Annotated in this window: 18 protein-coding genes; 14 read left to right on the forward strand and 4 right to left on the reverse strand. The window is 52.5% G+C overall.

What is annotated here, in order from left to right:
* Window positions 1-33: 33 nt before the first annotated feature.
* From pcoR to OGY06_RS16830, 4 genes are all read left to right on the forward strand, one after another.
* On the forward strand, window positions 34-714 hold the full coding sequence (gene pcoR, locus OGY06_RS16815; RefSeq protein WP_001188930.1) for a copper response regulator transcription factor PcoR: 681 nt from the start codon (window positions 34-36) through the stop codon (window positions 712-714).
* On the forward strand, window positions 711-2,111 hold the full coding sequence (pcoS, locus tag OGY06_RS16820; protein WP_016246642.1) for a copper resistance membrane spanning protein PcoS: 1,401 nt from the start codon (window positions 711-713) through the stop codon (window positions 2,109-2,111). Before pcoR ends, pcoS begins: the two co-directional genes overlap by 4 nt.
* 217 nt (window positions 2,112-2,328) lie before the next feature.
* On the forward strand, window positions 2,329-2,763 hold the full coding sequence (gene pcoE, locus OGY06_RS16825; RefSeq protein WP_000723069.1) for a copper resistance system metallochaperone PcoE: 435 nt from the start codon (window positions 2,329-2,331) through the stop codon (window positions 2,761-2,763).
* A gap of 443 nt (window positions 2,764-3,206) precedes the next feature.
* Window positions 3,207-3,884: a FadR/GntR family transcriptional regulator gene (locus OGY06_RS16830; RefSeq protein WP_003827476.1), complete on the forward strand. Its 678-nt coding sequence runs from the start codon at window positions 3,207-3,209 to the stop codon at window positions 3,882-3,884.
* 11 nt (window positions 3,885-3,895) lie between these two features.
* On the opposite strand, the gene OGY06_RS16835 is transcribed toward OGY06_RS16830, so the two are convergent.
* The 4 genes from OGY06_RS16835 to OGY06_RS16850 form a co-directional block, all read right to left on the reverse strand.
* Window positions 3,896-5,368, reverse strand: a complete 1,473-nt coding sequence (locus OGY06_RS16835; protein ID WP_193134819.1) for a fructuronate reductase — start codon at window positions 5,366-5,368, stop codon at window positions 3,896-3,898.
* 107 nt (window positions 5,369-5,475) lie between these two features.
* Window positions 5,476-6,657, reverse strand: coding sequence for a mannonate dehydratase (uxuA, locus tag OGY06_RS16840; RefSeq protein ID WP_003827479.1), 1,182 nt, complete (start codon window positions 6,655-6,657; stop codon window positions 5,476-5,478).
* A 20-nt stretch (window positions 6,658-6,677) separates the two neighbouring features.
* A complete protein-coding gene (locus tag OGY06_RS16845) occupies window positions 6,678-7,703 on the reverse strand; it encodes a zinc-binding dehydrogenase (RefSeq protein WP_003827481.1) in 1,026 nt (341 codons plus the stop codon).
* The gene (locus tag OGY06_RS16850; RefSeq protein ID WP_164562417.1) at window positions 7,675-8,964 is read right to left on the reverse strand and encodes an MFS transporter; all 1,290 of its coding nucleotides are present in this window, start codon (window positions 8,962-8,964) and stop codon (window positions 7,675-7,677) included. Before OGY06_RS16850 ends, OGY06_RS16845 begins: the two co-directional genes overlap by 29 nt.
* 558 nt (window positions 8,965-9,522) lie before the next feature.
* Here OGY06_RS16850 and OGY06_RS16855 point away from each other — a divergent pair.
* The 10 genes from OGY06_RS16855 (at window position 9,523) to OGY06_RS16900 (ending at window position 23,161) form a co-directional block, all read left to right on the forward strand.
* Entirely contained in the window at window positions 9,523-10,998 is a 1,476-nt protein-coding gene (locus OGY06_RS16855) for an MFS transporter (protein WP_286605745.1), read from the forward strand.
* Window positions 10,995-12,539: an FGGY family carbohydrate kinase gene (locus OGY06_RS16860; protein ID WP_240389441.1), complete on the forward strand. Its 1,545-nt coding sequence runs from the start codon at window positions 10,995-10,997 to the stop codon at window positions 12,537-12,539. The genes OGY06_RS16855 and OGY06_RS16860 overlap by 4 nt, the downstream gene beginning before the upstream one ends.
* Window positions 12,536-14,215, forward strand: coding sequence for a glycerol-3-phosphate dehydrogenase/oxidase (locus OGY06_RS16865; protein ID WP_003827489.1), 1,680 nt, complete (start codon window positions 12,536-12,538; stop codon window positions 14,213-14,215). Before OGY06_RS16860 ends, OGY06_RS16865 begins: the two co-directional genes overlap by 4 nt.
* Window positions 14,212-15,771, forward strand: a complete 1,560-nt coding sequence (locus OGY06_RS16870; protein ID WP_003827490.1) for an FAD-binding oxidoreductase — start codon at window positions 14,212-14,214, stop codon at window positions 15,769-15,771. Before OGY06_RS16865 ends, OGY06_RS16870 begins: the two co-directional genes overlap by 4 nt.
* Window positions 15,768-16,343: a glycerol-3-phosphate responsive antiterminator gene (locus OGY06_RS16875; protein WP_003827492.1), complete on the forward strand. Its 576-nt coding sequence runs from the start codon at window positions 15,768-15,770 to the stop codon at window positions 16,341-16,343. Before OGY06_RS16870 ends, OGY06_RS16875 begins: the two co-directional genes overlap by 4 nt.
* Window positions 16,344-16,359: 16 nt before the next feature.
* A complete protein-coding gene (locus tag OGY06_RS16880; RefSeq protein WP_003827494.1) occupies window positions 16,360-16,674 on the forward strand; it encodes a putative quinol monooxygenase in 315 nt (104 codons plus the stop codon).
* A gap of 32 nt (window positions 16,675-16,706) precedes the next feature.
* Window positions 16,707-17,873 (forward strand): iron-containing alcohol dehydrogenase, encoded by a 1,167-nt coding sequence (locus OGY06_RS16885; protein WP_286605748.1) that lies wholly within the window; start codon window positions 16,707-16,709, stop codon window positions 17,871-17,873.
* Between the two features lie 352 nt (window positions 17,874-18,225).
* Entirely contained in the window at window positions 18,226-19,293 is a 1,068-nt protein-coding gene (locus OGY06_RS16890; protein ID WP_003827499.1) for an HlyD family secretion protein, read from the forward strand.
* Window positions 19,290-22,037, forward strand: coding sequence for a ribosome-associated ATPase/putative transporter RbbA (gene rbbA, locus OGY06_RS16895; RefSeq protein WP_126956433.1), 2,748 nt, complete (start codon window positions 19,290-19,292; stop codon window positions 22,035-22,037). The genes OGY06_RS16890 and rbbA overlap by 4 nt, the downstream gene beginning before the upstream one ends.
* On the forward strand, window positions 22,037-23,161 hold the full coding sequence (locus tag OGY06_RS16900) for an ABC transporter permease (protein ID WP_063941408.1): 1,125 nt from the start codon (window positions 22,037-22,039) through the stop codon (window positions 23,159-23,161). The genes rbbA and OGY06_RS16900 overlap by 1 nt, the downstream gene beginning before the upstream one ends.
* Window positions 23,162-23,207 lie beyond the last annotated feature (46 nt).

The raw sequence follows: 23,207 nt of genomic DNA on the forward strand, positions 1-23,207 counted from the left end.
TGAGATTTTTACTTTCATATCAGCGAGTTGACCATGCAGCGTATTTTAATCGTTGAAGACGAACAAAAAACAGGTCGTTACCTGCAGCAGGGACTGGTTGAGGAAGGCTATCAGGCCGATCTCTTTAATAATGGCCGCGATGGTCTCGGGGCCGCGTCGAAGGGACAGTATGATTTGATAATACTGGACGTGATGCTGCCTTTCCTCGACGGGTGGCAAATCATCAGCGCACTGAGGGAGTCCGGGCACGAAGAACCGGTCCTGTTTTTAACCGCAAAGGACAACGTGCGGGACAAAGTGAAAGGACTGGAGCTTGGCGCAGATGACTACCTGATTAAGCCCTTTGATTTTACGGAGCTGGTTGCACGTGTAAGAACCCTACTGCGCCGGGCACGCTCGCAGGCCGCAACAGTCTGCACCATCGCCGATATGACCGTTGATATGGTGCGCCGGACCGTGATCCGTTCGGGGAAGAAGATCCATCTCACCGGTAAAGAATACGTTCTGCTTGAGTTGTTGCTGCAACGCACCGGAGAAGTGTTACCCAGGAGTCTTATCTCGTCCCTGGTCTGGAACATGAATTTTGACAGTGATACGAATGTGATTGATGTCGCCGTGAGACGTCTGAGAAGTAAAATTGATGATGACTTTGAGCCAAAACTGATCCATACCGTTCGCGGTGCCGGATATGTCCTGGAGATCAGAGAAGAGTGAGGTTCAAAATTTCCCTGACCACACGCCTGAGCCTGATTTTTTCTGCGGTGATGCTTACGGTATGGTGGTTATCAAGTTTTATCCTGATTAGCACCCTTAATGGCTATTTCGATAATCAGGACCGCGATTTTCTGACAGGTAAACTTCAGCTCACCGAAGAGTTTCTTAAAACAGAGACGTTCAGGAACAAAACGGATATTAAGTCATTATCAGAAAAAATAAACGATGCGATGGTGGGGCACAATGGCTTATTCATTTCTATAAAAAACATGGAAAATGAAAAAATTGTTGAACTCTATGCCAAAAATTCTGTTGTTCCAGCGGCCCTGCTTAATAAGTCGGGTGATATTCTCGACTATATGATCCAGACGGAAGAAAATAACACCGTGTACCGCAGTATCTCGCGGCGGGTTGCCGTGACGCCGGAACAGGGTAAAAGCAAACATGTCATCATTACGGTTGCCACGGATACTGGGTATCACACCCTGTTTATGGACAAACTCAGTACCTGGCTGTTCTGGTTCAATATCGGTCTGGTCTTTATTTCTGTTTTTCTGGGCTGGCTGACCACACGTATTGGTCTGAAACCGCTACGGGAAATGACCAGTCTGGCTTCCTCCATGACCGTACACAGCCTGGATCAGCGTCTAAATCCCGATCTGGCTCCGCCGGAAATCTCTGAGACCATGCAGGAGTTCAATAATATGTTTGATCGCCTGGAGGGGGCATTCCGGAAACTGTCAGATTTCTCGTCTGACATCGCGCATGAGCTGCGGACACCAGTCAGTAATCTGATGATGCAGACGCAGTTTGCACTGGCTAAGGAAAGGGATGTTTCGCATTACCGCGAAATTTTATTCGCTAACCTGGAAGAACTGAAAAGGTTGTCACGAATGACCAGTGACATGCTTTTTCTGGCACGTTCAGAGCATGGTCTGCTGCGGCTGGATAAACATGATGTGGATCTGGCAGCCGAACTGAATGAATTACGTGAGTTGTTCGAGCCCCTGGCAGACGAAACAGGAAAGACAATCACGGTTGAAGGAGAGGGCGTTGTTGCCGGAGACAGCGATATGCTCCGACGTGCTTTCAGTAACCTGCTTTCCAATGCAATCAAGTATTCTCCCGATAACACCTGTACAGCGATACACCTTGAGCGTGACAGTGACTGTGTGAACGTGATGATTACGAATACGATGTCCGGCCAGGTTCCCGCTAATCTGGAACGTTTGTTTGACCGGTTCTATCGCGCAGACTCATCAAGGTTCTACAACACGGAAGGCGCGGGGCTGGGCTTATCAATTACAAGGTCGATCATTCATGCTCACGGCGGCGAGCTGTCAGCAGAACAGCAGGGGCGTGAAATTGTGTTCAAAGTGCGCCTGTTAATGGATTAATCCCGTTGTTCAGGAGAAACCTGGAAGGTGACAAAATTGTCATCATTCAGTCACGCGATAAACAGAGGCGGTTTTTTATAATTATTCATAAATCAGGAGCAGCGTGATAACACAATCACCTGGTTCCTGGAGTGATGATTAACCCGCCCTGAGATCAACTGCTTTCTCTGTTATAAGCCATTGATTGTTTGGGTATGTAAACACCGGAGACCCAACCATGAAAAAGATTCTCGTATCATTTGTTGCCATTATGGCTGCCGCTTCATCTGCCATGGCTGCAGAGACAATGAACATGCATGACCAGGTAAATAATGCACAGGCACCTGCCCACCAGATGCAGTCATCTGCTGAAAAAAGTGCAATTCAGGGAGACAGCATGACAATGATGGATATGAGCAGTCACGATCAGGCCGCAATGTCCCATGACATGATGCAAAACAGCAATTCTGCTGCCCACCAGGACATGGCTGAAATGCATAAAAAAATGATGAAAGCTAAACCCGGAGCTACCAACGAAACAGCAAAGTCATTTTCTGAAATGAGCGAGCATGAGAAGGCCGCAGCTGTACATGAGAAGGCGAATAATGGTCAGTCTTCCGTTGTTCACCAGCAGCAGGCTGATAAGCATCGCAGTCAGATCACCCAGAATTAACCCGCAGCTCCACTTGTTAGACCCTCATTTGACGCCGAAGTCACTGGCTTACGCTCCCGTCCGGGAGCGTTTTTTTTTCCCATATATCAAACTTTAACTCTGAAGAGGTGGAAGTATCTGACCAACACTGTCACGTAACGCCAGATAACTACAAAAACACCTTTTTCCTCCTGTAAATTGCAGTTCCTGCAAGAACATCAAGGCATAATGTTGGAACAGCGTGTGATACACACTTAGCATCATGTTTTGTATGTGTTTTTTTTAAAACTTTACAACTTTAAAGTCTTTTTCAGGTTAAAGGATACAACTTTAATGTCTCTACACAGGTATCTGGTGAGTGAATTTGTTTACCTCTGTTACAAGGAACTGACTCAGGCATGCGTTTCTTAACTCCGGGAATGATAAGATAAATCAGTTAAAAATCGTACACAGAAGGGAACGGGATGCACATGGTTATTCCTGAGGTAAAACAGGAGCGGCTCTATCAAAAGATAGCCAATCTCATCATTAAGCTCATCAACGATAGTATTTTTCCGCCGGGAAGCTTCTTGCCCCCTGAACGTGAACTGGCGAAGCAACTTGGCGTGAGTCGGGCATCGCTCAGAGAAGCGTTGATTGTGCTTGAGATCTCAGGGTGGATCACCATCCAGTCCGGTAATGGCGTGATTGTTACTGATAAAAAGCATTCTGCCAGTGATTATACGGTTGAAGAAATCCTCTATTCACGTGAGTTAGTCGACAGCCATTGTGCGCGTCTTGCTGCCCAGGCCGGGAAAGATGAGCTAATTAGCCAGCTTGAAGCGCTGCACCTCAGCATGGAAAAAGCCATTAGTGAAAACAATGTCCACGGTTTTTACTCTCTCGATAAGCTATTCCATTTAACGGTATCTGAAGCCAGTCAGAACCGCGTTTTGCTCGATATGTCGCGTATGTTGTGGGAGCAACGCGTTAACATCCCGTATGCCGGACTGGACAAACGCTCCGGCAACCGGGATGTGTTAACCAGTATGAATCAGCAACATAAAGCAATTGTGGATGCGATTCGCCAGGCGGATGCTGACGGCGCTTATCAAAAATCTCTGGAACATCTGGCTTACGTCAGGCAGATCGTGGGTCTTTGAAACAATAAGCGTTAATAACTCAGAGCGGCTACCGCTGCACGCGCGCCTAAGCTGTGCAATTGCTGACAGGCAGCGGTGACATGCTCAACAAAGTCGGTGTTATCGCGCAGATCCCGCCCAAAGATGGTGTCAATTGCCAGTAGTGCCCTGACACGCTCCCCAGTTGATGGATAGTGCTGATAAATAGCCCTAAACTGTTCCGCCAAAGGATCGACCACTTCAATTGGATTGCCTTTTTCATCTATACCACTGACGTAGCGTATCCAGCCTGCAACGCCCAGAGCCAGGCGACGGTAGTTGTCTCCTTGTTCAAGATGAAGCCGAATGGGGTCCAGCAAGCGTTGCGGTAATTTCTGACTGCCATCCATAGCAATTTGCCAGGTTCGGTGCTTCAACGATGGATTGCTAAACCTTGCGATCAGCAACTCCGCATAACCTGCCAGGTCTGTACCTTCAGGCATCGACAGCGTTGGAGCCTGTTCATCAAGCATTAACGCCAGCGCAGCGTTGCGATACGCCGGGTTTGTCATCGTATCGGCAATCGTCTCGTAGCCACCCAGATAACCAAGGTATGCGAGGAAAGAGTGACTGCCGTTGAGCATACGCAGCTTCATCATTTCAAACGGCACTACATCTTCCACAAACTGCGCGCCAACCCGATCCCAGTCCGGACGACCATTAACAAAGTTATCTTCGATAACCCACTGGCGGAACGGCTCGCAGGCAATGGCACAGGGATCGTACACGCCAAGCTGCCCGGCGATTTGCGCTAATGCCTCATCCGTTGCCGCTGGGACAATGCGGTCCACCATCGTACAAGGAAACGTAACATGCGCGGCTATCCAATCGGCCAGTTGCGGGTCGCGGGTCGCTGCCAGCCCCAGGACAGCTGCTTTCGCGACATGGCCGTTCTCTCGCACGTTGTCGCAGGAAAGCACGGTAAAGGCCTTTAATCCCTGCTTGCGACGCAATGCCAGAGCTTCGACAATATAGCCAATCGCCGATTTTGGTGACTGCGGGTTTACAATGTCATGCTGGATAAACGGGTGATTCAGATCCAGTTCGCCGCTGGCGGGATCGGTACAATAACCTTTCTCGGTAATCGTCAGTGAAACAATGGCGGTTTCCGGGCGCGCCATTGCGCGGATAATTGCATCTCCGCCATCGAATTCTGGATGCAGAGCTTCGTTCATCGAACCGATGATTTTAAGTTCTGTATTTTGCGCCCCACGCTCGGCAACGGTATAAAGCAGATCCTGCGCCTTTAGATTTTGAATTAGCGTGGCATCGTTTCCGGGCATCAGGTTAACCTCGCAGATACCCCAGTCGCTATCGCTGCTTTCCAGCAGATGATGGGTATAAAGTGCCTGGTGGGCTCGGTGAAAGGCCCCGCAGCCAAGATGTACGATTCGAGAAACCAGGCGTGAACGATCCCAGCATGGGCGCGGGGTGGAAATCTGAGCGTTGGCGAGATTTTGTTCCATGACAACCTCCTGTCATTGAAGATCTTCTTTGATGATGTGCTATCAAAGACCGGTCCTGACGGAATGAAAAACCGCATAGCGATGGACACCATGCGGCAATAATCTGATTAACTGAAAAAGGCGCGCCGGATAGCCAGCTCAACACCACGTACTTCAGCCAGACCTTTCAGACGCCCAATAGCGGAATAACCGGGATTGGTTTTCTTTTTCAGATCGTCAAGCATCTGGTGACCATGGTCTGGTCGCATGGGGATCAAGACGGCGTTACCATCATTTTTACGGCGCTCTTCTTCTTCGACTATCGCTTTCACCACGTTGTACATATCGACATCACCGGAAAGATGTGCCGCTTCATGGAAGGTTTTGGGATTATCTTCGCGTTGCGTGGAGCGCAGATGGGTAAAGTAAATCCGTGGGCCGAACTGTTTAATCATATCTACCAGATCGTTGTCTGCGCGCACCCCATAAGAGCCTGTACACATTGTGAAGCCATTCGCCATACTGTTGACGGTTTCCACCATCCACTGCATATCTTCGATGGTGGAGACAATACGCGGCAGACCAAGAATTGGGCGCGGCGGATCGTCTGGGTGCACGGCCATGCGTACGCCAACCTCTTCCGCAACCGGGATGATAGCCCGCAGGAAAAAGGCAAAGTGCTCGCGCAGGGCCGCTTTGTCGATATTTTGATAAGTCGCCAGGTGGCTACGGAATTGGTCCAACGTGTAACCTTCTTCGGCGCCTGGCAGACCGGCAATAATGTTTCGTGTCAGCCGCGCCTTGTCCTCTTCGCTCATGGTGGCGAAACGCTCACCCGCTTGAGCTATCTCATCCGCGGTGTAATCTGCTTCGGCTCCCGGACGTTTGAGAATATGCAGCTCAAAGGCGGCAAACTCAATCTGGTCAAAGCGCAGGGCTTTTGAGCCATCGGGCAATTCATATTCCAGATCTGTGCGCGTCCAGTCCAGAACCGGCATGAAGTTGTAACACACGGTATAGATGCCACATTGGGCAAGATTACGCAGCGTCTGCTGATAATTGCTAATCCAGAGATCGTATTGCCCCGTATGGGTCTTGATATCTTCATGAATCGGCACGCTTTCCACGACGGACCAGACCAGACCGGCTTTCTCTACGATCTCTTTGCGTTTGAGAATTTCTTCTACTGACCAGATTTCACCGTTTGAAATATGATGAAGCGCTGTTACTACGCCGGTTGCTCCGGCCTGACGAACATCGGACAACGACACGGGATCGTTCGGGCCATACCAACGCCAGGTTTGTTCCATTGTTTTATCTCCTGGGAAAATTAATGAAAGGTCGCATTGATCTTCAGATAGCGTTCCGGGTATTGATCGAGTTCTTTTACAGCGGCAGGAACCTCATCAATACTCACTACTTTGCTGACAACATCCGCAGGATTGATGTTCAGCGTTGCAAGCATCTGTAACGCTTCTTCAAACTCGCCTGCGCTGGTGCGGGATCCGCGAAGATCCAGTTCCTTAAACGTGATCAGATTGGTGGGTAACGATGTTTCCTGTTTTGGCCAGCCGGTGAAGGCAATACGACCAGCAAAAGAGGCCAGATCCAGCGTTTCGCGAATCGCGCTGTTAGCGCCAGAGGCTTCAACCACGACCTGGGCCATCGTGCCCTGCGTAATATCTTTTATCGCGTCAACAACCTGCGTATTCGAGGGATTGATAACGTACGGGACGCCTAGCGATTTGGCATACTGGAGTCTTTCTTCCACGATATCGATCAGGATAGGTGTCGCGCCATAACGTAATGCGCTCAGTGCCGCCATCAGACCTATCGCACCCGCCCCAATGATGGCGATATGTTCCCCTGCGGTGAGTTTGGCCCGATGTAGCGCATGTAGCGCAATGGTCAGCGGTTCTGCCAGCGGAGCCATCTCGGAGGCTACGTCATCAGGGATTTTGTGAATCAAATGCGCAGGGTGAGCAACCACCTCCTGCATTGCACCATCAATATGTACGCCAATTACTTTTAGATTCTCACAACAATTTGTTCTGCCTACCGAGCAGGGATAACAGTGACCACAATAGATATAAGGGTCAACAATTACGCGGTCTCCTTCTTTTATGTTGGCCGGCATACCATTGCCTTCTTTAATAACAACGCCGGTAACTTCGTGGCCAATAATACGTGGGTAGGTTACTAAAGGATTAGTTCCGCGAAATGCACCAATATCAGAACCACATATTCCGGCAGCATCAACTTTAATCAGCACTTCATTATCTTTCTTTTCAGGATAATCAACCCAGCGGGTTTCAATTTCACCGGGTTTATTGATGTAAACAGCTTTGACTTTCATTTTCTTTCAATCCTTTATTTTTGACAAATACGAATACCAGGCAGCTGGAAACAATCGCAATAGCACCAGCAAGATAGAATGCGTAATCATATTTACCGCTGAACTGAACGATGAATCCGGTGACCAGCGGGCCAATAATCCCGGAAATATTCGCTAGCCCATGCATGGCTCCGCCGACGCTACCAACTTTATCTTTATGCACTACATCCTGAATAACAGCCCAGTAAATTGGCCCGGTCAGATACAGCAGGAAGAGCGAGACAGACATCAGTCCAACGGCGCTGCTGATGGTGGTGACTGTGCCTGAAACACCAACACAAATCGCCGCACCAGCCAGGCACACGCCGAGAATAAGACGTCGAGAAAGCAGGGCATTTCCTGTAACGCGATAGATAAAATCAGAACATACGCCGCCCAGAACCATACCGATTGCGCCTATCACCCACGGGATCACGGTTGCAATACTAATTTCTTTAATATCAAGATGTAATGAGTGATTCAGGTAGCTTGGAAACCATGTCAGGAAGAAAAAGAGTATGTAGTTATAGCTAAAGAAGGCCAGCGTCGTTGCCCACACCATCGGCTGTTTCATGTAGTAGCCAAGAGAAGGCATTGCTTTACCGTCATCCGCTAAAATAATGTCGTCATGGTTTTCAAAATCGACACGCTCTTCCAGGGCAAGGTGTTTACTTTTGGAGGGTTTATCACTGGCAATGAAGTACCAGAGAATGACCCAGGCTAAACCAAACAGGAAAATAATCCCAAATGCCGGACGCCAGCCTAATGAAAGTGCCAACAGGCCAACGACCGGACCAGAAATTGCACCACCTAACGGTGAACCGGCGCTAAAAATACCAATCGCAGTGGCTGATTCTTTACGCGAAATCCAGTTATTGATGATTTTATTGCCGGCTGCGCTAACTGGTCCTTCGGCCATGCCAAATAATACGCGTACGGCCAGCATAGTCCATAAACCGGTAACTAAACTGGTCATCCCACAAAATACTGACCAAAGTAATGCGGCGACCAAAAATACTGTCTTAGGACCAAACTTGTCGCTGGCCCAGCCACCGATAAAGTTAAACAGTGCGTAGCCAACAAAGAATGCGCTGAAAATCATACCCATTTCAGCGGCATTAAATCCTAATTCCTTTTCAATGAGTGGAGCGGTGATCGACAATGCTGAACGATCCATATAGTTAAGCATGTAAACTATAAATAGAAGAAAAACGATAAGCCATCCCATTGTTTTTCTTTTCATGATATATCCTCTTATTGTGGTCTAGCGGCCTGACCACAATATTTAAATCCTATTTTAAGATCACCATCATTTTGATGTGAATGTGATCGACATAACGAAAATCAATGTGGAAAATAACGATAAGTAAAGAGAGTTAATCGTAATCTAATGAATTTAAATGACTTTATTTGTACCTTGGTAATTTGTGATAGATCTAATCGTATACTCAAGTCTATTTATTGCGGGTTTGCATTAACGATGCGCCGAGGAAACGACGTATGTTCAGCATAGGTCTGGTATTAGCGCTGAGGGGATGTCCAGCCATCGCATAGAGGCATGCAGGCATCAGCCAGAAATGCCACGGCAAACGTTGTTAATGTAATCATTTGTTAACAATTGTGCTACATATCACAAAATCAAAGTCAACCGGTAAAGTCGCTTTGACACGCTTTCCGTTACCTTCTAGAGTGGAAAAATACAGATTTTAGATAAGAGACTATCTGTGAAATTAAGATGGTCTCTTATTGCATTTTTTTAGCTAATGGCGACCTTCTTCCGAATATTATGAAGGGGAAAGCCATGTCCGCATGCTCATTCTCGAATCCGATAAAAATCCGTGGTGTTGATGATGTTATTCATTGCATCGACTCACGCGGAAAAATCAATGGCAGAGCCGGTGTTATTTGGTGGTTAGCGCTAGGTGGCCTGTTTCTTGACGCTTTTTCAAATTCAGCCCTCAGCGCTGGATTAAATCCAATGACCCGCAATTTAAATCTGAGCGCGACCGAAGTTGCGCTGCTGACCTCATTTTCATCGTGGGTTGCCATATTATTTAACCCCATCGGCGGCTGGATTGCCGATCGCTGGGGGCGTGTTCCACCGCTGATTATTGCCAAAATAATGGCGGTGATCGGTGCGTTGCTGGTGATGTCGTCCTCCAGTTTCAGCACTATTATCATAGGCCGCTTCTTCGTTGGCGTCTCTTACGGAATGGATTTTGCCGTGGCCATGGCGATGTTAGCGGAGTTCACCCCGGTGAAACTAAAAAGCCGTTTAAACACCTGGCAAGGGGTGTGGTATGTCGCTGTGTGTTTAAACCTGGCATTGGCGTTGATGTTTTATTCCTGGGATGTTGGAGATGCTATCTGGCGTTATTCTATTGCCGTAACAGCATTATGCGGACTGATTGTTCTGTTCTTCCAGTTTCGTTATTTAGTTGAAAGTCCGGTATGGCTGGCGAGAAAATCACGTCTTTCTGAGGCCGTGATCGCTATGAATAAAATATACGGTGAGAATTTTATTCTGGCACCAAAGACGGAGCAAAAACCGGTCATTGGGCAAGCGGAAAAAGGTGCAAAAAATGTTCTGCTAATATTCCGTGGTGTTTATTTATCGCGTACGATTCTGGCTTCTACGGTTCAGATCTGCCAGTCAATACAATATTTTGGTGTCGGCTGGTATTTACCGGTTATTAGCGCTGCGATGTTTGGTAAGAACTTTGTATATGCAACATTGTGCTCACTGTTTTTTAACGTTTTCGGTATCGTTGGCGGCTTCCTGTCGCCCGCTATAGGTCGCCGTCTGGGCTTGCGCCGTTCGTCGGCGATCGGTTTTGCCGTGGCTTTTCTCGTACTGCTTACGCTGGGACTGTTCAGCGACAGTATGCCGCTGTGGGCCTCTTTGCTGGTCCCTGCGCTGTTTATTCTTTGTCACTCTGGCGGGCCTGGCGCAAATGGGAAAAGCCTTTCATCACTCTCTTTTCGCAGTGAACTGCGGGCGGGTGCCAACGGTGTGGTGGGGGCGCTTGGCGCAATCGGTGCGGCGCTTGGGTTGTTTATTTTCCCCGTCTTCCGCGATCTGTACGGTCTGCAAACAACTTTCCTGATCATGTCCGCTGTTCCGCTATTTGCGAGCATCGTCTGTTTTGCGATCCCGTGGGATCCCACTCGCACGACCATCCAGCCGGATAACGAGCCTGGTGCTCCGCAGTTCGAATCACCCCATTCATCCTATCCCGAGTCGATGGCCCCCGAGTCAAACAGGAGCACGAAATGATTGAATATGAAGATGTCATTCTGGCGATAGATGAAGGGACATCTGGTACGCGCGCGGCAGTGGTGGCGCGAAATAGCCAGGTCCACTGCCTGGAATACCAACCGCTTCAGGTCAGTAGCCAGCGCCATGGCGTTGTTGAACAAGATGCTGATGAAATATTACAGGCCACCATTGCCGTGTGTCGCGCAGCGATTGCCAACGCCCAGCGTAGCAAGATGCGCATTGTGGCGCTGGCGATTGCTACGCAACGCTCCACGGCGGTGCTCTGGGATGCAGGCACTGGCAAGGCGCTGGCACCTGCGATGGTTTGGCAGGATGCACGTTTTACGGATGAACTGGCGCAACTAGCCCCCTACTGGGATGCGAAGCTGCTGCCGCTCATTGGTCGGCCGGTCGGGATACGCTCTCCTTACCTCTGGGCGTCATACCATATCACCAACACATCGGCAGTGAAGAAAGCGCACCAGGCCGGAACGCTGGTGTTTGGCACCGTTGACAGCTGGTTGCTCTGGCATCTGGCGCAAGAAAAAAAATGTGTCACTACCCCTACTAACGCCACGTCTGCTGGGGCGTATTGCCTTAACGAGCATCAGTATCATTTGCCCTGGCTGCAGGCGTTGAATTTCCCAGCATCATTGCTGCCATCATTACATGATGATGCTGATGATTTTGGCACCACGTGTGAAGATATCCTCGGAATTAGCGTCCCGATCCGGGCCTGCGCCGGAGATCAGTTTGCGGGGGCTATCGGCCTGGGCTGTACTGAACGCGGACAGGCTTTTTGTATGCATGGGACCGGCAGCTTTGTCGACTTGATGATGGGGCCGACGGTACCGACGCTGAATAAGAGTTGTGAAAGCACGCTCACAATGACGGCTCGCCGCCAAAAAGGGCGTTCACACTTCTCTGTAGAAACTTTCGTTCCAACTACCGGTTCGGCTTTGAACTGGGTGTGCGAAAAGCTGCACTGGTTTGACTCGCCCGAACAAATTAGCGAGTTGGCTGCGCAAGCCAGTGATTCTGGCGGCGTGAGTTTCATTCCGGCATTGACGGGTCTGCGTGTTCCTCATCTGCAACCGCAGGCCCGCGCCTCCCTTAACGGTATTTCAATCTCGACCACGCGCCCGCAGGTGGCTTACGCCATTCTGGAAGGTATCGCGCATTCGGTCGCTGCCTGTATTCGTGCGAATGAAGCGGCAACCGGCATACCCGCACAAGAACTGGTGGTTGGGGGCGGGTTATCCAATAGCGATACGTTATTGCAAATCCAGGCTGATGTTAGCGGGATCCCCGTACGGCGGATGGCCGAAACAGCACGGGCCAGCTTACGTGGTGCGGCATTTCTGGCAGGGGCCGATGGCCTGCTGTGGGACTCGTTGCCTGATGCCTGCGCCACGCTCAAAACAGCGCGCCTGTTTGAACCCAAAATCAGTCATGACCTTCGCGAACAAAAAATAAACCGCTGGGAGATGCGTATTGCGCTCGAAATAGATGCCGCCAGCAGCTTCACTTCAGCTAATCAGGAGCGTACCCACTCATGAAGTTTTTCCCCTCGCGAAAGCCTAACAAAACACGTAGTGAAATGTACGGCGCAGAGCCGTTGCGTCTGCATCGACCTGAGCAACTGGACCGACTGGAAAGCGAAACCTACGACATCCTGATTGTCGGCGGCGGCGTGACAGGAGCCTATGCGGCGCTGGATGCCAGCCTGCGTGGCTATCGGGTCGCGCTGATTGAAAAAAGCGATTTCGCTTCGGGGACGTCATCCAAGTCATCAAAAATGGTGCACGGTGGTCTGCGTTATATCGAGCAGGGGAACCTGGGGCTGGTGCGTCACTCTTTGCTCGAACGCCAGCGTATGCGCCGGAACGCTCGCCATCTGGTGCAGCGGCTTCCTTTTTTATTTCCGGTGCTTGATAAGAATGGCGTGTTTGATAAGCGCATGTCTTCGGCGTTTGAAAGTCTGCTCTGGACCTACGATCTCGCCGGCGGATGGCGGGAAGGTATCCTTCACCAAAAATTGACTCCGGCGGAAGTACTGTCGCACTGCCCAACGCTGAAAGAGGAACAACTCTCCGGTGGTTTTATGTATTTCGATGCCCGTGTTGACGATGCCAGATTAACGCTCGCCCTGGTGCGCACGGCGGCGTTTCATGGGGCGACGGTGACTAACCATGCCGAAGTCATTGAAACCACACGTGACCAGCACGGCAAAGTCAATGGGGCCATTGTGTATGCCGATGCCCGAGAAATTCGGATCAAAGCGCGGGTAGTCATTATGGCGACGGGCGTCTGGCTGCGTGACTGGAACGGGCTGAAAAAAGGGGAGGCGTCCCCTCTGAATATTCGCCCGGCGAAGGGAGTTCACGTCGCGATCCCATGGATGAAGATTCGCAATGATTGCACCGTGACCATCCCGGTTGCCGGACGCAGTCGACGCGCGACCATAACGCGCTGGGGTAACGTCTCCTATCTGGGCACCACGGATGAAGACTATCAGGGCGATCTGAACGATGTTAACTGTAATCGCACTGAGCTGGACTTTCTGCTGGAAGGGGCCAACTCGGCGCTGAAAACGGATCTGCGCCCGGAAGATGTGGTGGGAAGTATCGCCGGTTGCCGTCCTCTGGTGGGCGTGGCGGGTGGAAAGACCGTTGAGATGAAGCGTAACCATGAGATCCGGGTTTCAGCGGACGGGCTCATTACCATCGTCGGCGGCAAACTGACGACATCACGTCATATGGCGGAAGAAACCATCGACGCGGCCAGCAAAATACTGGGTCGTAAGAAGGCCTGCTCAACGAAAACTGCGTATTTGCTTGGCGCGGCGGGTTATGACCCGCAGGCCATTCTGGCCTCAGGTGGTCTGTCTGCGCATCTGGGCGAGCGCTACGGTACTGAAGCCCATTTTGTCAGTGACATTATCCAGGCCGATCCGTCGCTCATGAAGCCTATCGTCGCAGGGCTTCCCTATACCGAAGCGGAAGTGGTGTACGCCGTGCGCCATGAGCTTGCCAGCACTGTTGACGATGTGCTGTCGCGCCGAATTCGTGCTCGCCTGATGGCGCGCGATGCATCAGCCGCTGCCGCTGAACGCGTTGGGGAAATACTGCAACAAGAACTCCGATTACATCCTGAGCACGTGGCTAAACAGGTCGCCAGCTATCAGGCCGCAATTAAACATGAAAAATCAATGCTTATGGGGACATCAGAATGATCAGTAAAGAAGCGATTAAACGTGGTTACAACCGTGGAAATTATACCGTTGGCGCACATACTCGTCCCGCATGGGCAACGGATATCACCCGCAGCGGTGGCGCAAAAGGAATGCAGGTTGATCCCGTTGCAATAAGCGAAGCAACGTTTGACCGTCTGCGGGTCATTGCCGATGAAGTGCTGACGTCTGAGGCCGATGTGATTTCCTGGACCCGTGACTGGTGGGCCGGTTCGATGATTGCGGAAACCCAGGGCGCCCCCGCCACCTCAAAAGGGGTGATTGTGCGCGTTTCCACCGTGGAACAGATTCAGGACGTGATGCGTCTTGCCAGTGAATCCGCCATCCCGGTCACGGTTTCTGCCGGGCGGAGTAACGTTACCGGAGCCGCCTTGCCGTTGCGTGGGGGGATCGTGCTGGATGTTTGCGAACTCAATAAACTTATCGACTTTGACCCGCAAAGTCAGATTGTTGAGGTAGAAGCCGGCATGTTTGGCGATGTTTTCGAACAAACCATCCAAAAAGAGTACGGTATGACGATGGGCCACTGGCCGTCTTCGTTTGGCATTAGTACCGTGGGTGGGTGGGTCGCCTGTCGTGGTGCGGGGCAGCTTTCTACCCGCTATGGCAAAATTGAAGATATGGTTTTTGGGATGGATGTGGTACTTGCCGATGGGCGCTTAATCACCGTGGGCGGTTATGCACGCAGCGCTATCGGACCGGATTTACAGCAAATGTTCATTGGTTCGGAAGGCACGCTGGGTGTGATTGTGCGTGTGCGTTTGAAGCTGCATCGCCTGCCGGATTATGGCCGCGCCATCGCCTGGGGTTTTTCCAGTTTCGCCAGTGGACTGGAGGCATGTCGCGAAATCTTACAGCATGGCGCGAATCCGGCGGCACTACGTTTGTACGATAATCTGGAAAGCGGCGTGCAGTTTGGTCTGCCAGAGACCAATGTCCTGCTAATTGCGGACGAAGGACAGCCAGACATGGTCGACGCGGTGCTGGCTATCAGTGAGCGTGTTTGTAAGCAGAGCGGAGAGGAACTTGACGGTGAGGCCATCTTTGAACGCTGGCTGGATACCCGGTATCTGACGGGCAAAAGCGCTGAAGGCTTTAAGAAAAGCCCCGGCCTGGTGGCGGACACGCTGGAAATGGTGGGACGCTGGCGCGATCTCAGCGCGGTATATGATGATGTGGTGGCTGCGATTAACGCTGTACCGGGGACGCTGGCTGGTTCAGCGCACCAGTCTCACGCCTACGTCGATGGCGCATGCCTTTACTTTTCGCTGCGTGGCGATGTGGCCGTTGAGCAACGCGGGGCGTGGTATCGTGCCGCATGGGACGCGGCAAATGCGGTGCTGATTAAACACAATGCCTCCCTCAGCCATCACCATGGCGTTGGGCTGCTTCGTTCCCCCTATATGCAGGCCTCATTAGGCGAATCGCTTTCGGTTTTGGCCGATATTAAAAAGGCGCTGGATCCGCAGAATATCCTGAACCCGGGAAAACTGGGGTTAAGCGCTGAGCTTCACTCACATCGGGCAGGTCAATCATGATCAAAAACCTTGGCGTGCTTCTGGCACGCCATCCAATCATCATGGCGATTTACGGCATTGAGCAACTGAAAACCGCGCTGTCCAGCAAAGCTGAAGTCTGCATTATTGCCAATATTGATCTGATTAAGCTCCAGCCAGTGATCGAACTGCTGTCGAAGGCGGGAAAGTACGTCATCGTCAATATCGACAGTTGTAATGGGCTGTCGCAGGATAAAGGTGGCATCGATTATGTGGCTGAAACAGGGGCGATGGGGCTGCTCTCTACGCGTTTGCAAACCGTACAGCGTGCGAAAAAATGTGGGCTGGTGACCATGCAGAAAATCTTTGTCACTGACCGTTCCACCTGGCTACGCAGCCTGAAAGCGGTGGAGCAAAGCGAACCTGATTATGTGCAACTGATGCCCGCGCAGATGCTGCCGTTGCTCCCGCAGGCCGATCGTAATGTGTTGCCGCCGATTGTGGCGTCCGGGTTTGTCTGCAATGAGGAGCATGCTCAGACAGCACTGTTGCACGGCGCGATAGCCGTCTCAAGCAGCGACAGTGCGTTATGGGATGTGAATCTTCTACGTTAACCACCGGGAGCCAAAAATGGAAAATACGCAGCTGTTTGTTGTCGCACATTATTTTGCCCAACCGACGATGGGCGACAAGGTAAACGATGCGCTCAGCATGCTGGCGGAGGCGACGCGTAGCGAGCCTGAAAATATCACCTATGAGTTTTTCCGTTCCACGGAAGACGGCGATCGCTTTGTGATTGTTGAGACTTATCGTTGCGCACAAGGTCTTGAACTTCACCGACAAACGGAACATTTTCAACGCATTGGCATTGGAATTATTACTCCGCTGTTGGAGCGTAAAGAGGTGAAAAGCTTTCACATTCCTCCCGATGAACCGCGTAGGTAAACGCTGTCTTTCTTACTACAAGGAATACATCAATGAACCATGTTATGAAGGATTTTTCGTTTACGACGGTAGCGGAGATCATCGTCGAATGGGCGGGTGCGGCACGATTAGGAGAGATCCTTCAGCAGCGGTTTAGCGCGCGTCGTGTATTGCTGGTAACCGACCCAGGACTGGTCAAAGCAGGGATTCTGCCGCCTGTTCTGCATAGCCTGCAAGACGCAGAATTTCAGGTGACGGTTTATGATCGGGTTCAACCCGATCCGCATGAACACTTTGTTCGCGAAGCCATACAGGTAGCACGCGATAGCCACTGTGACATGGTTATTGGCCTGGGCGGCGGCTCCTCGCTGGATGTCGCGAAGCTGGTGGCTGTGTTAATCAACTCTGAACAAGAGCTGCCGGAGCTTTACGGGATTGGCAAGGTTATCGGCCAACGTTTGCCGCTGGTAAATATTCCCACTACGGCAGGTACGGGGTCTGAAGTCACCAATATTGCCATTTTAACGACGCATGATGACAGCAAAATGGGCATTGTCTCCCCGCAGCTGTATGGTGATTTGGTGCTGCTGGATGCGCAACTGACGCTGGGGTTACCGCCGGTCCACACCGCTGCCGCCGGGATAGATGCGATGGTGCATGCGATAGAGGCCTATACCGGCAAGCATAAGAAGAACCCGCTTTCGGATGCGTTGGCCCGAGAGGCGTTACGTTTAATCAGTCGCCATCTGGTGACCGCATGTCGTGACGGGAACAACCGTGAAGCACGAGAAAATGTTCTGCTGGGCGCGATGCTGGCAGGCCAGGCTTTTGCCAATTCCCCTGTGGCGGCAGTGCATGCGCTGGCTTATCCCTTGGGCGCACGACACCATATTCCACATGGGTTGTCGAATGCGCTGATGTTGATTCCAGTGCTGCAGTTTAACGCGTCAGCGGCGGCTCCACTTTATGGTGAGCTGGCAGCCGTCATTGGGGTGAAGGTGACAGGGGACGTGGCAAACGATGCCCGGTCGTTTATTGCCGGGATGGTGAAGATTATTGCCGCAACCGGCGCACCGAACAGGCTGCGTGACGTCGATGTACCTGAAAAGGACCTGCCGCTGTTGGCCCACGATGCTATGCAGCAGACCCGTTTACTGGATAACAATCCCGTGACGCTTACTGAAGACGATGCGTTGCGACTTTATCAGCAGGCTTTTTAAGCACTACAGGTGTCCGGTGAAGGAATTGCCGGGCACGATTTTCTGCCTGCAACATACCTGCTACAACCGAATAGACATATTGAATCCAGGTGGTAGTATTCAATAGACAGCAGTAATGAGTATGCGTGTTTCATTTCCGGCCAGGAACGCTGATGATGACAACATTACTACCCGATTTCACAGCATTTTCATCATTCACTTCCTTCGCGGCGCAGGTTGCTTACATGCCTGTCTGCTCTCTGGCCATTGTTTCTCATTCCTTCTTATCCCGGATGGAATCTCCCGCTGAATAGCTGTTCAGTGGGCTTTGTGACACGCATCGTTTGATAACAGGGATTACGGCGGGTCGAATATGGATAAGTTTAAACGTCATATGATGTGGTGGGTGGCGGGCATCCTGGTCGTGGTGGCCGCGATAGCATGGTGGATGCTTCGTCCTGCGGGAATACCGGAGGGGTTTGCAGCCAGCAACGGCAGAATTGAAGCCACTGAAGTGGATATTGCCACCAAGATTGCCGGGCGAATTGACACGATCCTCGTGTCGGAAGGGCAGTTCGTCCGTCAGGGTGAGGTGCTGGCGAAAATGGATACCCGCGTGCTGCAGGAGCAGCGGCTGGAAGCGGTAGCCCAAATCAAAGAGGCCGAAAGTGCGGTGGCGGCGGCGCGGGCGCTGTTAGAGCAGCGGCAAAGTGAAATGCGCGCCGCGCAGTCGGTGGTAAAACAGCGTGAGGCGGAACTGCAGTCGGTCTCTAAACGCCACGTCCGCTCCCGTTCGCTATCTCAGCGTGGGGCTGTGTCTGAGCAACAGCTGGATGACGACAGGGCTGCGGCAGAAAGCGCACGCGCTGCACTGGAATCCGCAAAGGCGCAGGTCTCTGCGGCAAAAGCCGCCATTGAAGCCGCTCGTACCAGTATCATTCAGGCGCAAACCCGCGTAGAAGCCGCGCAGGCTACCGAACGTCGTATTGCGGCTGATATTGATGATAGCGAGCTGAAAGCCCCGCGGGATGGTCGCGTACAGTACCGCGTAGCTGAACCTGGCGAGGTGCTTTCCGCAGGCGGTCGCGTGCTGAATATGGTCGATCTCAGCGATGTCTACATGACGTTCTTCTTGCCAACCGAACAGGCTGGTTTACTGAAGATTGGCGGAGAAGCGCGGCTGGTGCTGGATGCTGCGCCGGATCTGCGTATTCCGGCGACCATCAGCTTTGTGGCTAGCGTCGCGCAGTTCACGCCGAAAACGGTCGAAACCAGCGATGAACGGCTGAAACTGATGTTTCGCGTCAAAGCGCGTATCCCGCCAGAGCTGTTGCAGCAGCATCTGGAGTACGTGAAAACCGGTCTGCCGGGCATGGCGTGGGTGCGTGTTGATGAAAGTCGCGCCTGGCCTGACGACCTGGTGGTGAGGTTGCCGCAATGACGCATCTGGCGCTGGTTCCCGTTCCTCCCGTGGCGCACCTTGACGGCGTGAGTCAGCATTACGGGAAAACGGTAGCGCTGAACAATATCACGCTGGATATCCCTGCCCGCTGTATGGTGGGGTTGATTGGCCCGGATGGCGTCGGAAAATCGAGCCTGCTGTCGCTCATCTCCGGCGCGCGGGTCATTGAACACGGCAACGTGATGGTGTTGGGTGGCGATATGCGCGACCCAAAACATCGCCGGGATGTCTGCCCGCGCATTGCCTGGATGCCGCAGGGGCTGGGGAAAAACCTGTATCACACGCTGTCGGTATATGAGAACGTCGATTTCTTTGCCCGCCTGTTTGGGCATGACAAAGCGGAGCGTGAGGCGCGGATTACCGAGCTGCTGAATAGCACCGGACTGGCACCGTTTCGCGACCGTCCTGCCGGGAAACTCTCGGGCGGGATGAAGCAAAAGCTGGGGTTGTGCTGCGCGTTAATCCACGACCCGGAACTGTTAATTCTCGATGAACCCACCACCGGGGTCGACCCGCTGTCCCGCGCCCAGTTCTGGGATCTGATTAACAGCATTCGCCAGCGGCAGACCAACATGAGCGTGCTGGTGGCGACCGCTTACATGGAAGAAGCTGAGCGCTTTGACTGGCTGGTGGCGATGAACGCCGGGGAGGTGTTAGCCACCGGGAGCGCGCAGCAGCTACGTGAGCAAACCAACAGCAACACGCTGGAGCAGGCGTTTATCGCGCTGTTACCTGAAGCCCAGCGCCAGGCGCATAAACCGGTAGTGATCCCGCCGTATCACGCTGAGCAGGAAGAGATTGCCATCGAGGCGAAAAACCTGACCATGCGCTTCGGTAAATTTGTGGCGGTGGACCACGTTAACTTCCGCATTCCGCGCGGGGAAATCTTCGGTTTTCTCGGCTCCAACGGCTGCGGTAAATCCACCACCATGAAAATGCTCACCGGACTGCTGCCCGCAAGCGAAGGCGAGGCGTGGCTGTTTGGACAAGCGGTTGATCCGAAGAATATCGATACCCGCCGCCGGGTAGGCTATATGTCGCAGGCATTTTCGCTCTACAGCGAGCTGACCGTCCGGCAAAACCTCGAACTACATGCGCGGCTGTTCCATATCCCCGAATCAGAAATCCCTGGTCGGGTGCAGGAGATGAGTGAGCGCTTTTCGCTGACCGATGTCGAAGATGCGCTGCCCGGTGCACTACCGTTGGGGATCCGTCAACGCCTGTCGCTGGCGGTGGCGGTGATCCATCGCCCGGAGATGCTCATTCTTGATGAACCGACCTCCGGGGTCGATCCGGTGGCGAGGGATATGTTCTGGCAACTGATGGTTGATCTGTCGCGTCAGGACAAAGTGACCATTTTTATCTCCACCCACTTTATGAACGAAGCGGAGCGCTGCGACCGCATGTCGCTGATGCACGCCGGAAAAGTACTGGCCAGCGGTACGCCGCAGGAGCTGGTGAAACAGCGTGGAGCTGCCAGTCTGGAAGAGGCGTTTATCTCCTGGTTGCAGGAAGCGGCAGGCCCGGCGCCGGAAGCTCAGTTAGCGCCAGCCAATGTCCCGACAGTGCATGAAAACAGTAAGCCGCCGCGGCAAGGCTTTAGCCTACGACGCTTGTTCAGCTACAGCCGCCGCGAGGCGCTGGAGCTACGACGTGACCCGGTACGCTCCACGCTGGCGCTGATGGGCACAGTGATCCTGATGCTTATCATGGGCTACGGCATCAGCATGGATGTAGAAAACCTGCGTTTTTCGGTGCTCGATCGTGACCAGACCGTCAGCAGCCAGGCGTGGACGCTGAATCTGGCGGGATCGCGCTATTTTATCGAGCAACCGCCGCTCACCAGTTATGACGAGCTGGACAAACGGATGCGTTCAGGCGAAGTTGCGGTAGCAATTGAAATTCCGCCAAATTTTGGCCGCGACATCGCGCGTGGAACGCCGGTGAAGATTGGCGTCTGGGTCGATGGCGCAATGCCAAGCCGTGCTGAAACGGTCAGGGGTTACGTGCAGGCGATGCACCAGACCTGGCTGCAGGATGTGATGGCGCGTCAGCCAAATGCCAGCGGGCAAAACGGGCTGATGACCATTGAAACTCGCTATCGTTACAACCCGGATGTGAAGAGTCTGCCGGCGATTGTTCCGGCGGTGATCCCACTGCTGTTGATGATGATCCCTTCCATGCTCAGCGCCCTCAGCGTAGTGCGTGAGAAAGAGCTGGGGTCGATTATCAACCTGTACGTTACGCCCACGACCCGCAGCGAGTTTTTACTCGGCAAACAGTTGCCGTACATCGTGCTGGGTATGCTGAACTTCCTGCTGTTGTGCGCGCTGTCGGTGTTTGTGTTCGGCGTCCCGCATAAGGGGAGCTTTGTGACCCTGACGCTGGCAGCGCTGCTGTACGTCACCATTGCCACCGGGCTGGGGCTGTTAATCTCCACGTTTATGAAAAGCCAGATCGCGGCCATTTTTGGTACGGCGATTATTACATTGATCCCGGCGACGCAGTTTTCCGGAATGATCGATCCAGTTGCCTCGCTGGAAGGGCCGGGTCGCTGGATTGGTGAAATTTATCCGACCAGCCATTTTCTGACCATCGCGCGTGGAACGTTCTCTAAAGCGTTGGATCTGACCGATCTCTGGCCGCTGTTCATTCCGCTGGCGGTAGCCATTCCGGTGGTGATTGGTCTGAGCGTATTACTGCTGAAAAAACAGGAGGGGTGATGCGCCGATTACGCAATATTTATAACCTCGGCATCAAAGAGTTGCGCAGCCTGCTGGGTGACAAAGCGATGCTGACGCTGATCGTCTTCGCCTTCACGGTTTCGGTTTATTCTTCCGCGACCGTCCTGCCGGGTTCGCTGCATCTGGCACCGATTGCTATTGCCGATATGGACCAGTCGCAGTTGTCGAATCGGATTGTGAATAGCTTTTATCGCCCGTGGTTTTTACCGCCGGAGATGATCACTGCCGATGAAATGGATGCCGGGCTGGACGCCGGGCGCTATACCTTCGCCGTAAACATTCCGCCTGACTTTCAGCGTGATGTGCTGGCCGGACGACAACCGGATATACAGGTTAACGTCGATGCCACGCGGATGAGCCAGGCGTTTACCGGCAACAGCTATATCCAGAATATCATCAGCGGCGAGGTAAACAGCTTTGTGGCGCGTTACCGCGATAACAATGAGCCGCCGGTGGCACTGGAAATGCGCATGCGCTTTAACCCTAATCTGGAACCCGCCCGTTTTGGCGCGGTGATGGCGATCATCAATAACATCACCATGCTGGCGATTGTGCTGACCGGTTCGGCGTTGATCCGCGAACGCGAGCACGGGACTATTGAGCATCTGCTGGTGATGCCGGTGACGCCGTTTGAGATTATGATGGCAAAAATCTGGTCGATGGGGCTGGTGGTGCTGGTGGTTTCCGGTCTGTCGCTGATGCTGATGGTGAAAGGCGTGCTCGGGGTGCCGATTGAAGGTTCAATTCCGTTGTTTATGCTGGGCGTGGCGCTGAGCCTGTTCGCCACCACCTCGATCGGCATTTTTATGGGCACGCTGGCGCGTTCCATGCCGCAGTTGGGACTGCTGATGATTCTGGTGCTGCTGCCGTTACAGATGCTCTCAGGTGGCTCCACACCGCGTGAAAGCATGCCGCAGGCGGTGCAGGACATTATGCTGACCATGCCAACGACCCATTTTGTCAGCCTCGCGCAGGCGATACTTTACCGCGGCGCAGGGTTTGACATTGTCTGGCCGCAGTTTCTGACGCTGCTGGCGATTGGTAGCGCGTTCTTCCTGATAGCACTGCTGCGTTTCAGAAAGACGATTGGCACGATGGCGTAATCATTATTGCCGGGGGCGCTTCGCTTGCCTGGCCTACAGACGGTAA

Source organism: Citrobacter sp. Cpo147, from assembly GCF_030332405.1.
GTDB classification, from domain to species: Bacteria; Pseudomonadota; Gammaproteobacteria; order Enterobacterales; family Enterobacteriaceae; genus Citrobacter; species Citrobacter portucalensis.